This is a genomic window from Nitratireductor pacificus pht-3B (genome assembly GCF_000300335.1).
Taxonomy (GTDB): Bacteria; Pseudomonadota; Alphaproteobacteria; order Rhizobiales; family Rhizobiaceae; genus Nitratireductor; species Nitratireductor pacificus.
The window spans coordinates 124,588-139,728 of the sequence record NZ_AMRM01000009.1; the positions used below are offsets into that span (position 1 = coordinate 124,588).

The 15,141-nt window shown below is 65.1% G+C and carries 12 protein-coding genes and 1 riboswitch; of the genes, 3 read left to right on the top strand and 9 right to left on the bottom strand.

What is annotated here, in order from left to right; genetic code table 11:
- Positions 1 to 221: 221 nt before the first annotated feature.
- From nrdF to NA2_RS10055, 6 genes are all read right to left on the bottom strand, one after another.
- Entirely contained in the window at positions 222 to 1,211 is a 990-nt protein-coding gene (gene nrdF / locus NA2_RS10030; RefSeq protein ID WP_008596590.1) for a class 1b ribonucleoside-diphosphate reductase subunit beta, read from the bottom strand.
- 12 nt (positions 1,212 to 1,223) lie between these two features.
- Positions 1,224 to 3,464 (bottom strand): class 1b ribonucleoside-diphosphate reductase subunit alpha, encoded by a 2,241-nt coding sequence (gene nrdE / locus NA2_RS10035; protein WP_081582652.1) that lies wholly within the window; start codon positions 3,462 to 3,464, stop codon positions 1,224 to 1,226.
- Complete coding sequence (gene nrdI / locus NA2_RS10040) at positions 3,362 to 3,766, bottom strand: class Ib ribonucleoside-diphosphate reductase assembly flavoprotein NrdI (RefSeq protein ID WP_008596592.1); 405 nt, start codon at positions 3,764 to 3,766, stop codon at positions 3,362 to 3,364. Before nrdI ends, nrdE begins: the two co-directional genes overlap by 103 nt.
- 8 nt (positions 3,767 to 3,774) lie before the next feature.
- Entirely contained in the window at positions 3,775 to 3,996 is a 222-nt protein-coding gene (gene nrdH, locus NA2_RS10045; RefSeq protein WP_008596594.1) for a glutaredoxin-like protein NrdH, read from the bottom strand.
- Between the two features lie 103 nt (positions 3,997 to 4,099).
- Positions 4,100 to 4,309: riboswitch (cobalamin riboswitch) on the bottom strand.
- Between the two features lie 39 nt (positions 4,310 to 4,348).
- Positions 4,349 to 5,767: an MFS transporter gene (locus NA2_RS10050; protein WP_051011614.1), complete on the bottom strand. Its 1,419-nt coding sequence runs from the start codon at positions 5,765 to 5,767 to the stop codon at positions 4,349 to 4,351.
- Positions 5,768 to 5,980: 213 nt separating this feature from the next.
- A complete protein-coding gene (locus NA2_RS10055) occupies positions 5,981 to 10,780 on the bottom strand; it encodes an NAD-glutamate dehydrogenase (protein ID WP_008596596.1) in 4,800 nt (1,599 codons plus the stop codon).
- 122 nt (positions 10,781 to 10,902) lie between these two features.
- Between NA2_RS10055 and NA2_RS10060 the strand changes: the two genes are divergently transcribed.
- Entirely contained in the window at positions 10,903 to 11,469 is a 567-nt protein-coding gene (locus NA2_RS10060; protein WP_008596597.1) for a peroxidase-related enzyme, read from the top strand.
- 12 nt (positions 11,470 to 11,481) lie between these two features.
- Here the strand turns inward: NA2_RS10060 and NA2_RS10065 are convergent, their stop codons facing one another.
- On the bottom strand, positions 11,482 to 12,030 hold the full coding sequence (locus NA2_RS10065) for a L,D-transpeptidase family protein (RefSeq protein ID WP_008596598.1): 549 nt from the start codon (positions 12,028 to 12,030) through the stop codon (positions 11,482 to 11,484).
- A 163-nt stretch (positions 12,031 to 12,193) separates the two neighbouring features.
- On the opposite strand from NA2_RS10065, the gene NA2_RS10070 reads away from it, so the two are divergent.
- Both NA2_RS10070 and NA2_RS10075 read left to right on the top strand, forming a co-directional pair.
- Entirely contained in the window at positions 12,194 to 12,877 is a 684-nt protein-coding gene (locus NA2_RS10070) for a response regulator transcription factor (RefSeq protein WP_008596599.1), read from the top strand.
- A 53-nt stretch (positions 12,878 to 12,930) separates the two neighbouring features.
- Entirely contained in the window at positions 12,931 to 13,386 is a 456-nt protein-coding gene (locus NA2_RS10075) for a Crp/Fnr family transcriptional regulator (protein WP_008596600.1), read from the top strand.
- A 159-nt stretch (positions 13,387 to 13,545) separates the two neighbouring features.
- Here the strand turns inward: NA2_RS10075 and NA2_RS10080 are convergent, their stop codons facing one another.
- Together NA2_RS10080 and NA2_RS10085 are read right to left on the bottom strand one after the other, a co-directional pair.
- Positions 13,546 to 14,352, bottom strand: coding sequence for an exodeoxyribonuclease III (locus NA2_RS10080; RefSeq protein ID WP_008596602.1), 807 nt, complete (start codon positions 14,350 to 14,352; stop codon positions 13,546 to 13,548).
- 119 nt (positions 14,353 to 14,471) lie between these two features.
- Complete coding sequence (locus NA2_RS10085; protein WP_008596603.1) at positions 14,472 to 15,113, bottom strand: outer membrane lipoprotein carrier protein LolA; 642 nt, start codon at positions 15,111 to 15,113, stop codon at positions 14,472 to 14,474.
- Between the last annotated feature and the right edge of the window lie 28 nt (positions 15,114 to 15,141).

A 15,141-nucleotide genomic window follows, 5' to 3' on the forward strand; every position in this document is an offset into this window, starting at 1 on the left:
AGACCTGTTCATGGTTTCAGAGAAACGCTGCTCCGTTCTATCTCCTCGCTTTTTCACGTTTATGCGGGCGTCCGGTGATACCACCTGACTGCAAAACGGATTAGGCCCGTTCAACGTTTCACAGAAACGCCGAACGGGCCTATCTCTTTGTTTTTCCGCGTTTATGCAGGCGTCAGGCGATACCACCCGACTGCAAACGCTGTAGTGCGCGTGTGCCGCGATCAGAAATCCCAGTCCTCGTCCTCGGTCGCCACGGCCTTGCCGATCACGTAAGAGGATCCGGAGCCGGAGAAGAAGTCGTGGTTCTCGTCGGCATTCGGCGACAGCGCGGCCATGATCGCCGGGTTCACCTGACAGACGCTGTCCGGGAAGAGCGCCTCATAGCCGAGATTCATCAGGGCCTTGTTGGCGTTGTAGTGAAGGAAGTGCTTGACGTCCTCGGTCAGGCCCACGCCGTCGTAGAGGCTTTCCGTGTATCGCGCCTCGATCTCGTAGAGGTCGAACATCAGGCTGAACGCAAACGCCTTGATCTCCTCGCGCCCCGCCTCGCTCAGGGTTTCAGCCATGCGCTGGAACTTGTAGCCGATATAGTAGCCGTGCACGGCCTCGTCGCGGATGATGAGGCGGATGAGGTCGGCCGTGTTGGTCAGCCGCGCGCGGCTGGACCAGTGCATCGGCAGGTAGAAGCCGGAATAGAAGAGGAAACTCTCCAGGAAGACGCTGGCGATCTTCTTCTTCAGGGGCGAGGAGGCGGCGCCGTATTCGTTCAGGATCAGGCGCGACTTGGCCTGCAGGTGCTCGTTCTCCTCCGACCAGCGGAAGGCATCGTCCACGTCGGCGGTGCGGCAGAGCGTCGAGAACACGGACGAATAGCTGCGCGCATGCACCGCTTCCATGAAGGCGATGTTGGTCAGAACCGCTTCCTCGTGAGGGGTCAGCGCGTCCGCCATCAATGCTGGCGCGCCTATGGCGTTCTGGATCGTGTCGAGCAGCGTCAGGCCTGTGAAGACCCTGATCGTGAGCTGCTGCTCGTCCTCCCGCAGGGCCGCCCAGCTCTGGATGTCATTGGACAGGGGCACCTTCTCGGGAAGCCAGAAATTGACCGTCAGGCGGTTCCAGATCTCCAGGTCCTTGTCGTCCTGGAGCCGGTTCCAGTTGATCGCGCGGGGAACCTTGAGCACGCGCGGGGGCATCTGGGTGTGAATGGTCATGGTGTCGGCTCCTCAAAGCGAACAGGATACGCAGCCCTGCACTTCGGTCCCCTCGAGGGCCATCTGACGCAGGCGGATGTAGTAGATGGTCTTGATGCCCTTCTTCCAGGCGTAGATCTGGGCGCGGTTGACATCCCGCGTCGTCGCGCTGTCACGGAAGAACAGGGTCAGCGACAGGCCCTGATCCACATGCTCCGTGGCGGCGGCATAGGTGTCGATGATCTTTTCCGGGCCGATCTCGTAGGCGTCGCGATAATATTCGAGATTGGCGTCGGTCATGTAGGGCGCCGGATAATAGACGCGGCCGATCTTGCCTTCCTTGCGGATCTCGATCTTCGAGACGATCGGATGGATCGAGGATGTGGCGTTGTTGATGTAGCTGATCGAACCCGTGGGCGGGACGGCCTGGAGGTTCCGGTTGTAGAGGCCGTCGGTCATGACCGCCTCCTTCAGCGCGAGCCAGTCCTCCCGGGTGGGCAGCACGATACCGGCCGCGTCGAACAGCTCCCAGGCACGCTCCGTCTCCGGTTCCCAGGCACGCTCCGTATACTTGTCGAAGAAGCTGCCATCCGCGTAGCGGCTCTCCTCGAAACCCCTGAAGCTCTGCCCGCGCTCGCGCGCCAGCCTGTTGGACGCGCGCAGGCAATGATAGGCGACGGCGTAGAAATACATCCCCGTGAAGTCGACGCCTTCCGGCGACCCGTAGTGAACTCGCTCGCGGGCGAGATAGCCGTGAAGATTCATCTGCCCGAGGCCGATGGCGTGGCTCTCGTCGTTGCCGCGGCGCACGGAGGGCACGCTGTCGATGGCGCTCATGTCGGAAACCGCCGTAAGGGCGCGAACCGCGGTCTCCACGGTCGCTCCGAGGTCTCCGCCATCCATCGTCCTGGCGATGTTCAGCGAACCGAGATTGCACGAGATGTCCGTGCCCAGATGGCTGTAGGAGAGGTCTTCGTTGAACGCTGAAGCCTCGTTGACCTGCAGGATCTCCGAGCAGAGGTTCGACATGTTGATGCGGCCGCTCACCGGATTGGCGCGGTTGGCCGTGTCCTCGAACAGGATGTAGGGATAGCCGCTCTCGAACTGGATCTCGGCGATGCTCTGGAAGAACGCCCGCGCCCTGATCTTCTTCTTGCGGATGCGCGGATCATCGACCAGCTCGCGGTATTTCTCCGTCACGGAAATCTGCGAGAAGGGCACGCCGTGGATGCGTTCGACATCGTGCGGCGAGAACAGGTACATGTCCTCGTCCTGCCTGGCGAGCTCGAAGGTGATGTCGGGGATGACGACGCCGAGCGACAGCGTCTTGATGCGGATCTTCTCGTCGGCGTTCTCACGCTTGGTGTCGAGGAAGCGCAGGATGTCCGGATGGTGCGCGTTCAGATAGACGGCGCCGGCGCCCTGGCGCGCGCCGAGCTGATTGGCGTAGGAGAAACTGTCTTCGAGGAGCTTCATCACGGGAATGACGCCCGAGGACTGGTTCTCGATGCCCTTGATCGGCGCCCCGGCCTCGCGGATGTTGGTGAGCAGGAGAGCCACGCCGCCGCCGCGCTTCGAGAGCTGCAGCGCCGAATTGATGCCGCGGCCGATGGATTCCATGTTGTCCTCGAGGCGCAGCAGAAAGCAGGAGATCAGTTCGCCGCGCTGTTTCTTCCCGGCATTGAGGAAGGTCGGCGTCGCCGGCTGGAAGCGGCCCGAGATGATCTCGCCCATCAGCCGCATGGCGAGATCTTCGTCGCCCGCCGCAAGGGTCAGCGAGACCATCACCACCCGGTCCTCGAAGCGTTCGAGATAGCGTTTTCCGTCGAAGGTCTTCAGGGTGTAGCTGGTATAGTATTTGAAGGCGCCGAGGAACGTCGGGAAGCGGAACCTGCAGGCGTATGCGGCCTCGAAGATGGCCTTGACGAAGGCCGGGTCGTACCGGGCGAGCACCTCGTTCTCGTAATAGCCCTCGCGCACCAGATAGCTGAGCTTCTCCTCCAGGGAATGGAAGAAGACCGTGTTCTGGTTCACGTGCTGGAGGAAGTACTGCCGCGCGGCCTGGCGGTCGGCGTCGAACTGAATCCTTCCTTCGGAATCGTAGAGGTTCAGCATCGCGTTGAGCGCATGGTAGTCGAGGTTTGCCGTGGCCGCGGAGCTGGCCTTGCGGTCTAAGACTGTCGTTTCCAAAATTCTGTCATCCCGTGTTGGACGCGGACCAGATCTGTGTCGGTTCCGGCGAGCTCGAATCGATAAAGCAGGGGCACACCGCATTTGCGCGACACGACGTCTCCGGCATGGGCGAACAGGCTGCCGAAATTCCGGTTGCCCGAGGCGATCACGCCTTTCAGGAGCGAGCGTACGCGCGCGTCGCCGAGAAACCGGATCACCTGGCCCGGAACCGCACCCCTGCCCGCGCCGTCCGAGAAGGTCGGCAGGACAAGGACGAACGGCGTCGAGGGCGCGGGAGGCTCGGCCGACCTGTTGCGCGGAATGCGGCTGGCCGGTTGCCCGAGCTTCTCGATGAAACGGTGCGTGTTGCCGGATGCGCTCGAAAAATAGATGAGCGATCCCATCTTCGGGATCAGCTCAGGGCTGCGATCTTGTCGGGCCGGAAGCCACCCCAATGATCGCTGCCGGCGACGACGACCGGAACCTGCCGGTAGCCGAGCGACTGCACGAGCGCGGAGGCCTTCATGTCCTCGCTGAGGTCGATCACCTCATAGGAAACGCCGCGCTGGTCGAGCGCGCGATAGGTGGCGTTGCACTGAACGCAGGCAGGCTTGCTGTAAACGGTAACGGTCATTCTCTTGCACCCCGAAGAAGCTCTTCATTCTTGAACGGCGAGGGGCACGAGAAGGCGCGTGGAAAGACTGCACCATCAAGCGTCGCCCGGACCCACCGTCCGCTGACGTTGTTCGTTCAAGGCAGGTCTCCTGACTTACGGGTCAACGCTGATCACATCCGCCTTCCCGGGCGAACCCAGTGGCTTTCGGATGACAACTCGCCGTTCACAGTTGCGGGGGCAGCGCCGGAATTGCCTTGCAGGCAGGGCTCACCGGCTTCCCTCTTAGCCGGCAATTCTTGCGAATCACCGGACCTCGAACACTAACTATAGTATGAGGGGCGCTTTCAAAGTCAACATGAAGGGGTGGCGTTCAGGCGGCAGACGCCTCCCCATGCCGGCTCTTCACGAAGGGCAGAAGCGCAAGGCCGATCAGGAACAGAACGAGGATGGGCGTCACGCCGAGCCGCTGCGCATCCTCGTTCGAGAGGCCGAACGCCTCCGAGGCGAAATAGCCCGTTGCCAGCGCGATGGCGAAGGGGCCGATGAAACTGGTCGCCTTGCCCGAAAGGGCGTAGAGGCCGAAGGCCTCTGTCACGCGCGGGCGCGGCACCTGGTCGACCAGCAGTGTGCGCGAGGCGGCCTGGATCGACCCGCCGGCCGCGCCGATGAACGCGCCGGCGACGAAGAAGGCGATGTCCGGCAGACTGGTCGCGCCCGACAGGGGCAGGAACAGGATTTCGTCCCGCGTGGTCGAGATGACGAGCAGCGCGCAGAGCGTCAGGACGACGATCGACACGCCGACGACCAGTTTTGGCCCGAACGCCCTGTCCATGCGGCCGCCCAGCCACGCGCCGAGCGCGCCGGTGACGTTGGCCAGGATGCCGAACAGGCCGATCTGGGTGATCGACCAGGAGAGCACGCCCGCGGCATAGATGCCGCCGAAGGCATAGAGCGCGTTGAGCGCGTCGCGGTAGAACATGGACGACAGCAGGAAGCTGAAATAGCTGCGCTCGCGCGGCAGCCGCTTGAGCGTGTCGGCCAGCCGGGCCATCCCCTCGCGCACGGCGCCGGTCGCCGCCTTGCGCCGGGCCACGTCCGGCGTGAAGAGGAGCATCGGCAGGACGAACACCAGATACCAGAGCGCCGTCAGCGGCCCGGACGCCCGGTCGCCCTCGCGCAGGCCGGCGTCCAGTCCGAAGATTGGCTCCAGGCCGAGCAGCGTGCGTCCCGTCTCCGGTTGCGCCGACATGAAGCCGAGCACCAGAACCAGCGAGACGAGCCCGCCGAGGTAGCCGAGCCCCCAGGCCGACCCGGACAGCCGTCCGAGTTCCGAGCGCGGGACGAGGTCCGGCATCATCGCGTTGTTGAACACCGCGGCGAACTCCATGCCGAACACGGCGAGCGCCACGGCGATCAGCACCAGCCCGACATGGCCGGCTCCGGGCATCGCGAACCACAGCGAGGCACAGGCCAGGACGCCGATCAGCGAGAAGGCAAGAATCCACGGCTTGCGCGGGCCGGTGGCGTCGGCGATGGCGCCGAGCACCGGCGAGGAAAGCGCGATGGCCAGCCCGCCGATCCCCGTGGCGAGCCCCCATAATTCCTGGCCGCGCGCCGCGTCGGGCGCGACGGCGGAGGCGAAATAGGGGGCGAAGACGAAGGTGATGATCAGCGTGTGAAAGGGTTGTTGCGCCCAGTCGAACAGCATCCAGCCCCAGATGCCGCGTCGGGGGACGGCGGGATGCGGGGACATCTGGTCGGCGGAGGAAACAGTGCTCTCATGAGTCATGTCGCGTTCCTTCACGCCCCCCTCTGGCCTGCCGGCCATCTCCCCCTCAAGGGGGGAGATTGGCGGTTACGGCCGGCTTCGCCAATGATCAGGCGTTGCAGAACAGACGAGACATCGATGCAGGCGCGATCTCCCCCCTTGAGGGGGAGATGCCCGGCAGGGCAGAGGGGGGTGCGCCCGGGCGCCTTCGCCCCGGCCATCACGCCGCCGCCGTCACACACTCAGGTCACTCATCAGTCCCGAGGCGACGGTGAGGCGCGAGACGGTGATCTCGCCGCCTTCCACAAGCGACTGCAGGCGCTCGCGGACGCGCACCACGTGCTCGCCGCCGGCCTCCACCCATTTCTCCGCCGGGTCGTCCGCCTTACCGTGCTCCGAAAGCGCCGCGATGGTCATGCCGCGCCGCGCCGCGCTGATCATGTCCATGGCGCGGAACAGGGCGAGCCCGTCGTAATAGTCGGTCGGCACGATGGCGTTGGCGGCTTCCTCGATGCGGCCGATGCGGAAGGCGTCCATGATGCCGAAGAAGGCATGCGCCGCCTTGGAGAGATCGGCGCCCGACCGGTCGGCCACCAGCGCGATGTCGGGAACCATCTCCGACACTTCGAGGAAGGCCAGCCGCTCGGCCAGCTTGTCCGGCGCGCCGGCGCTGACGAGCTGGCCCTGCCGCGTCGACAGGTGCTCGCGGATGACCGCCGGCAGCATCGCCGCCATCTTCGGCTCGAGTGCGGCGCGCGCCTTGCGCAGGCGGTCCACCCGCTCGCCGAGCGGCGCGTGGGCCGTCTCGTTCTTGAGCTGCCAGGAGGTGGCCGAATAGATCAGCCGCCAGATCATCTGGTACAGTTCGAGCTGCGCCGTGCCGTCGATCCTGTTGTCGAGCGCGTCGATGGCCGCATAGAGCGCTGGCAGCTCAAAGCCCTCGCGCACCACGGTGAAGGCGGCGATGATGTCGGCCGCCGGCCGGCCGGTGACGTCCTGCAGGCGGGTGACGAAGCTCGGCCCGCCGCGGTTGATGACGTCGTTTGCGAGCACCGTCGCGACCACCTCGCGGCGCAGCCTGTGGCCGCGGATCTCCGCGTCGTATTTCTTCGCCATCCGGTCCGGGAAATAGCCGAGCAGGTCGACCTCCAGATGCGGCTCGTCGGGAACCTTGCTGGCGACGATCTCGTCGAACAGCACGATCTTGGCATAGGCGAGCAGGACGCCGATCTCGGCGCGCGTCAGCGGCTCGCCGCGGTTCTCGCGCTCGGCCAGCTCCTGCGGTCCGGGCAGGAACTCGACGGCCCGGTCGAGCAGGCCGCGCTGCTCGAACAGCGTCATCATGCGCGCCTGGTGCGGCAGTTCGGTGATGCCGCGCTTCTCCACCTGCGAGATGGCCAGCGTCTGCTGGTAGTTGTTGGCGAGCACGAGCTCCGCCACCTCCTCGGTCATGTCGGCCAGCAGCCTGTCGCGGGCCGGGCGCGCCAGCGACCCGTCGCGCATCGCGCTGGCCAGCGCGATCTTGATGTTGACCTCCACATCGGAGGAATTGACGCCGCCGGAATTGTCGATGGCGTCGGAGTTGCAGCGGCCGCCCTTCAGGCCGAACTCGATGCGGGCGAGTTGCGTGACACCCAGATTGGCGCCCTCGCCGATCACCTTGGCGCCCACCTCGCGCGCGGTGATGCGGATCGCGTCGTTGGCGCGGTCGCCGGCATCCTGGTTGGTCTCGGAGCTGGCGCGCACATAGGTGCCGATGCCGCCGAACCACAGGAGATCGACCGGCGCCCTGAGGATCGCCGTCATGATCTCGGTGGGCGAGGCGGTGGTCCTGTCGAGGCCGATGGCGTCGGCCGCCGCCTTGCTCAGCGTGATCGATTTCTGCGCCCGCGAGACGATGATGCCGCCCTTCGACATCTTCGACTGGTCGTAGTCCTGCCAGCTCGAACGCGGCAGGTCGAACAGGCGCTTGCGCTCGGCATAGGAGATGGCCGGATCGGGATCGGGATCGATGAAGATGTCGCGATGATCGAACGCGGCGATCACCTTGGTGCAGGTGGACAAGAGCATGCCGTTGCCGAACACGTCGCCCGACATGTCGCCCACGCCGACCACCGTGAAGGGCTCGGTCTGGATGTCGCGGTTCATCTCGCGGAAGTGCCGCTTGACGGCCTCCCACGCGCCGCGCGCCGTGATGCCCATCTTCTTGTGGTCGTAGCCGGCCGAGCCGCCCGAGGCGAAGGCGTCGTCGAGCCAGAAGCCGTGCGCCTGGCTGATGCCGTTGGCCGTGTCGGAGAAGGTTGCCGTGCCCTTGTCGGCGGCGACGACGAAATAGGGGTCGTTGACGTCGCGGCGCACCACGCCCTTCGGCGGCACGACCTTGTCGCCGTCCAGATTGTCGGTGATCGACAGGAGGCTGGAGACGAAGTTGATGTAGGCGGCGCGGCCGGCCTCGAAGATCTCCTGCCGGTTGCCGCCCGCCGGCAGGCGGCGCGGGAAGAAGCCGCCCTTGGCGCCGACCGGCACGATGACGGCGTTCTTCACCTGCTGCGCCTTGACGAGGCCGAGCACCTCGGTGCGGTAATCCTGCGCCCGGTCCGACCAGCGCAGGCCGCCGCGCGCCACCGGGCCGAAGCGCAGATGCACGCCCTCCACCTCGGGTCCGTAGACGAAGATCTCACGCCACGGGCGCGGCTGCGGCAGGCCGGTGATCGCGCGCGAATCGAACTTCAGCGCCAGCGAGCGGGCGGCGCCCTCTTCCTTCGGCGCGTAGTGGTTGGTGCGCAGCGTCGCCTCGATCAGGTTGAGGAAGCGCCGGACGATGGTGTCGTCGTCGAGGTTCGGCACCTGGTCGAGATCGGTCTCGATCGCCGCCTCGATGGCGCGCGCCTCCTCGTCGGCCTTCTTGCCCGCCGCTTTCTCCGGATCGAAGCGGACGACGAACAGCGCGAACAGCTTCGCCGCGATTTGCGGATAGCGGTTCAGCGTCGCGGCGATGAAGTCCTGGCTCTGCGGGATGCTGGCCTGATGCAGATAGCGGCTGTAGGCGCGCAGGATGGCGATCTCGGCGACCCGCAGCCCGGCCGTCTGCGCCAGTGCGTTGAGCCGGTCGTTGTCGTGCTCGCCATGCCAGACCGACAGGAACATCTCCTCGAACAATGCCCCGCTGTCGGCGAGATCGATCGCCCCGTCGAAAGCGTTCTCCAGCTCCATGTCGTGGATGAAGACCTGCGCCGTGTCGCCGTCGTCGCCGTCGCCCACTTCGAAGGTGCGCTCGCTGATGACCCGGAAGCCCATGTTCTCCAGCAGCGGCACGCGCTCCGTGAGCGGCACCGGCGTGCCGTGATGGTAGATCTTCAGCGCCGCCTGGCTCGCTGCCTGGTCGTCGTGGCGGTGGAAATCGATGGCGATCCGGCTCTCGGCGGAGAGCGTCGCGATGCGCTCCGCATCGATCAGCGCCGTCTGCGCGGAAAAGCCGTTGCGGTAGCTTTCGGGGAAGCCCGCCGCCACCTGGGCGAGGCCGGCGGCGGCGCCGGTCTGCTCGACCGCCTCCTGCAGCGCGTCGTCCCAGGTGCGCACGATGTTGCGGATGCCGGCTTCCAGCGCCTCGGTCTCGACGCGCGGCGTCTTGCCGCCGGAGCGGCCGATGATGAAATGGACGCGCGCCAGCGACCCTTCCGGAAAGGCCGGGTAATAGGCCGACAGCCGCCCCTCGAAGGCCGTCTTCAGATAATTTCCGATGGCGACGCGGGCCTGCGAATCGTAGCGGTCGCGCGGCACGAAGACGATCACCGAGACGAAGCGGTCGAACTGGTCGACCCGGTAGAGCGCCCGGACGCGCGGCCGCTCGCCGAGCGCCAGGATCGCCTGCGCGTGCTTGCGCAGGATCGGCACGCCGATCTGGAACAGCTCGTCGCGCGGGTAGGATTCCAGCACGTTGATGAGCGCCTTGCCGGAGTGATCGGTCGGCGCGAAGCCGGATTTGGCGATGACCGCCTCCGCCTTCGAGCGCAGATAGGGTATCTTCATCACCGAGCGCGTGTAGGCGGTCGAGGTGAACAGGCCGACGATGCGCAGCTCGCCCGTCAGCTTGCCTTCGGGGCTGAAGGTCTTGACGCCGATATAGTCGAGATAGGCGCGCCGGTGGACCACCGACTTGGCGTTGGCCTTGGTGACGATCAGCGGGTCCGGCCCGTGCAGGAAGGCGCGGATTTCCGGCGTCGTCGAGACCGCTTCCTTGCCGCGCCGCAGCACCAGCACGTCGGGATCGGCGAGGATGCCCAGACCCTTCTTGTCGGCCCGTTCGAGCGTGCCGCTCTTCTCGCCGCCCGTATAGAGGAACTCGCGCATGCCGAGGAAGGTGAAATTGTCGTCGCGCAGCCATTCCAGGAAGGCGATCGTTTCGGCGACCTCGTCCTTGTCGAGGGGCACCGGCGCGTAGCGCAGCTCGGTGATCTCCTGGTCGAGCCGCGCCAGCATCGGCTTCCAGTCGGCCACGGCCGCGCGCGTCTGCTTCAGCGTCCGGCCGAGGCGGCTTTCGAGATCCCTGCACTGCTCCGCCGACATTCTCGGCAGATGCACATGGATCAGACTGACCTTCTCGAAGCCGGCCGTCTGCCTGGCGGTCGCGGCGTCCCCGGCGATCGCTTCGACGCCCTTCTTGCCATGGCGCACCAGCACGACCGGATGCAGGACCAGCGTCGGCTCCGCGCCGCCCTCGCTCAGCTCGCCAAGCACGGAATCGAACAGGAACGGCATGTTGTCGTTGACGACGGTGACGGCCGTGACCTGTCGGCCCAGCCGCTCGATGCCCGAATCGTTGTCGATGCGCAGGAGGCTCTTGCCCGGCTGGTGTGCCTCAAGCGCCGCCGCAGCAAGCTCGGCCGCCCTGCCGAGCGCGTGATCCTCATAGGCCTGCAGGTCCTCGGCGGGCGCGCGCGACCGGAATAGCTGGAGCAGGCACTCGACACTCCCGGACCCGCTCTTGGATCCTGCCGTTTTCGCGGTTCTGGAGGTCTTGGTCTTGGCAGTCATGCCGAATGTCCCCGGTTTATGAACGACTGGTCCATCGTATTCAGACGAAAGCTGTTTGACGACCCGTCATTGCTCCGTGCAGGCTGAAAACACGGAATTATTCTGAAAAGGATATCTGGATCATGACAAAACCCGTCACCGCGCTTCATTTTCCACCATTGGAGGGCCTGAGCGAGGCCACCGAAGCCTATTTCGAGAAATGCCGCGAGAAGCTGGGCCTCGTTCCCAACGTGCTGCTTGCCTATGCCTTCGACGAGGCCAAGCTCAATGCCTTCACGCAGATGTACAACGACCTGATGCTCGGCAATTCGGTCCTGACCAAGCTCGAGCGCGAGATGATCGCCGTCGTCGTCTCCAGCGTGAACCACTGCTTCTACTGCCTGACCGCCCACGGCGCGGCGGTGCGCCAGCTCTCGGGCGATCCGGTGCTCGGCGAGACGATGGTGATGAACTACCGCGCGGCGAAGCTGGAGCCGCGCCAGAAGGCGATGCTCGATTTCGCGGTCAAGCTGACGGAAAGCCCGGCAAAGATCGAAGAGGCGGATCGCCAGGTGCTGCGCGACGCGGGCTTTTCCGAACACGACATCTGGGACATCGCCGCGATCACGGCCTTCTTCAACATGTCGAACCGGATGGCGGCTGCCGTCGACATGCATCCGAACCCGGAATACCATGCCATGGCGCGCTGAGGCAGGTGTGTCCTAGCGGTGCACCCTAATTCGTGTCCGCCGACCGATCAGCGGCAGGATGCGCGCCATGTCGCGCGGCGAAACGGCGATGCATCCCTCCGTCGGCGGGAAACCTGGTTTGGCGACGTGCAGGAAGATGGCGCTACCGCGCCGGCGCATCGCCGGGCGCATGTTCCAGTCGCTGACCATGCAGACGTCGTAGAGCCGGTCGTCGCGCAGCATCGTCTCATGGCTGGCCGGATAGGGCAGGCGGACCGGTCGGTTGTAGTTCCGGTCTCCGGAGGCGTCGCACCAGCCGTCGCGCGCGTCGATCGCCGTCAAGGCAAAGCGCGACCTCGGCGGCCCCGAAGGCAGGCGATCGGTGCGAAAATAGCCGTACAGAAGGCGCAGCGTCGCCACCGGCGTGGCGCCGTCGCCCTCGCGCTTGAGCATCACGGTTCCGCTGCGCCCGAGCGCGCAGGGGAAGACCAGCGGCCCGACCGTCAGCAGCCCCTGTGCCGGACATCCGGGCCGGCGGCGCACCTCGATCAGATTCACCGTGTTGCCGGTTTGTCCGTGCATGATTCGAAATCCCCAATTATTGGAATATGATCCGCCTGTGGAACAAATGGTCGCCATGGTCTTTTCGCACTGTCAGGTTCCGCATAAAGCTGGAATGGTCAACACAGGCTTTCCATTTGAACCAGCTGAACTTTCCGGACAGGCCTGGATACTGGATTGAAAGATGACGTCACGCACCATCCTCATCGTCGATGACGACGAAGACCTCCGGGCAACGCTGGTCGAGCAACTGGCGCTGTACGAGGAATTCGACATCCTGCAGGAAGCTACCGCCACCAAGGGTGTGCAGGCGGCGCGCGGCGCCATCGTCGATCTGCTGATCATGGATGTCGGCCTTCCGGACATGGACGGCCGCGAGGCCGTCAAGCTCCTGCGCAAGGGCGGCTACCGGGCGCCGATCATCATGCTGACGGCGCAGGACACGGATTCCGACACGATCCTCGGCCTGGAAGCCGGCGCCAACGACTATGTCACCAAGCCCTTTCGTTTCGCCGTTCTCCTGGCGCGCATCCGCGCGCAGCTGCGCCAGCACGAGCAGAGCGAGGATGCCACCTTCTCGGTCGGGCCCTACACGTTCAAGCCGTCGCAGAAGCTCCTGATCGACGAGCGGGGCGGCAAGATCCGCCTCACCGAAAAGGAAGCGGCGATCATCAAGTATCTCTACCGCGCCGAGGAAAAGGTGGTGACGCGCGACGTGCTTCTCGAGGAAGTCTGGGGCTACAATTCCGGCGTCACGACCCACACGCTGGAAACCCACGTCTACCGGCTGCGGCAAAAGATCGAGCGCGATCCTTCCAAAGCCGAAATTCTTGTGACAGAAAGCGGAGGATACAAGCTCGTTCCGTGAAGGCGCCATGAAGGCGTTTGGGGATAGCCGGGAACGGGTCGGGGACAACAGGAATGGCGCTGGACGATGATATCCGCGTTCTGTCCGGCGTGGGTCTTTTTGCAGGGTTCACGCAGGAGCAGTTGCGGCTGATGGCCTTCGGCGCCGAAAGCATGACGCTTGGCGCCGGACGCAACATCTATGTCGAAGGCGGCCTGGCCGACTGCGCCTTCATCGTCGCCAGCGGAAACATCGTCCTGTTCACCGAGCAGGAGGGCGCGCGCCATGTCCTCGAGCAGATGGGGCCGGGCGCGATCCTGGGCGAAATGGCGCTGATCACCGAAAGCCGGCGACTCACCAGTGCTGCGGCGGAGACCGATGTGCGCCTGATTCGCCTCAGCCGGTCCACGTTTCACCGTATTCTCGAGGAATTTCCGGACACCGCCGTGCACCTGCACCAGCGGATCGCCGCCAATCTCCATTCGATGCTCGCCCGCATGGAACGCGTCGCCTCGCGACTTATCCGGTAGGCTTCTGCCGGGCGGTCCTTGTGGGCGCCTGCCCCTCATCCGCCTGCCGGCACCAGCCGGGGTCGAGCCACGGATCTCGACCCGTCCTTCGGACCCCCGCAGGCGGGGAGAGGGAGGATGGTTGCGGCGTACAAGAACAGCGGTTGATGCGGTACGGTTTCAGTCGAAATCAAAGCCTGCGATCACGGGGACGTGGTCGGACGGCCGGTCCCAGCCGCGCGCCTCACGCAGCACCTCGATGCGGTTCAGCGAGGGCGAGAGATTGGGCGAGGCCCAGACATGGTCGAGCCGGCGTCCGCGGTCGGAAACGTCCCAGTCCTTCGCCCGATAGCTCCACCAGGTGAACAGCTTTTCCTCCGGCGGGATGTGCTGGCGCATCAGGTCGACCCAGCCGCCCTCATGCCGCAGCCGCTCCAGACCTTCCGTCTCCACGGGGGTGTGGCTGACGACCTTCAGCAACTGCTTGTGCGACCAGACGTCTGTTTCCAGCGGCGCGATGTTCAGGTCGCCGACGAGGATGCTGCCCGAGACGTCGTCATGCTCGGCGCGCAGCGCGTGCATCTCCGTCAGGAAATCGAGCTTGTGGCGGAATTTCGGGTTGATGATCGGATCGGGCTCGTCACCGCCGGCCGGAACGTAGAAATTATGCAGGAGCAGGCGGCGCCCGCCGGCATTGACGGCGACCGAGAGGTGCCGGCTGTCGCCCATGCGGCAGAACTCGCGCTTCTCCACCAGCTCCAGCGGCCGGAGCGCCACCGTCGCGACGCCGTGGTAGCCCTTCTGTCCGTGGATCGCCATGTGCTCGTAGCCGAGCTTGCGAAACGCGGAGGCGGGAAACTGGTCGTCCTGGCACTTGGTTTCCTGGAGACACAGCACGTCCGGGCGGTAGCGCTCGAGAAACTGCTGCACGAGCGGCATGCGCAGCCGCACGGAATTGATGTTCCAGGTGGCGATGGTGAAGGGCATGAGGCGGTCCGGGATGATTGTGCGGACCCCGAACCTGCCCGCAACGCGCCGCGATGACAAGCATGGCCTTCCCGTCACGCGGTCGGGAAGGCGCTGTCCACAGCTTCAGCCGGCTCCGATCAGCGCTTCTGCCGGTTGATCTCGTCGACGCGGCGATAGTCGATCCTGAACACGCTCGGGTCGAAGGTCACGCCCTGCCTGACGTTGAAGATCATCACCGTCGTGTCCTTGCCCTGCGCGTCGGTGATCGTCCACTGGCGCAGATCGTAGGATTTCGAATCGAACATCATGGTGATGGTCGCGTTGCCGAACACCGACTTGTCGACCATCTTGATGGTCGTCAGGTCGTCGTCCTGCTTCACGGAATGCACCTTGCCGCCCGACAGGTCGATGCGCTCGTCCAGCAGAAGCTTCAGCGGCGTCTTCGACAGCGGATAGAGATCGGCCGTGTTCAGCTTCCTGTTCTGGATGACGACCGAATCGCCGTCGGAGGTGACGCGGAAGCCCGACGGCTCCTCGTAGTCGAACCGGATCTTGCCCGGCCGCTCGATGTAGAACTTGCCGCCAGTCTGCTCACCGCGCGGGCCGAACTGGACGAACTCGCCGGTCATCGTGCGGACGCTGGAAAAGTGCGATGCGATGCGCTGGGCGCTCTCGGCTGTCGCGCCAAGGGAGGGGGAAGCGAACGCGCCTGCGGCGATGACCGCCACCGCGACCATCGTCACGCCCCGCCTCAGAATGCCGGTTACCCGATCTTTCATCCTACTCGATCTCCAAATTTTCGTATCG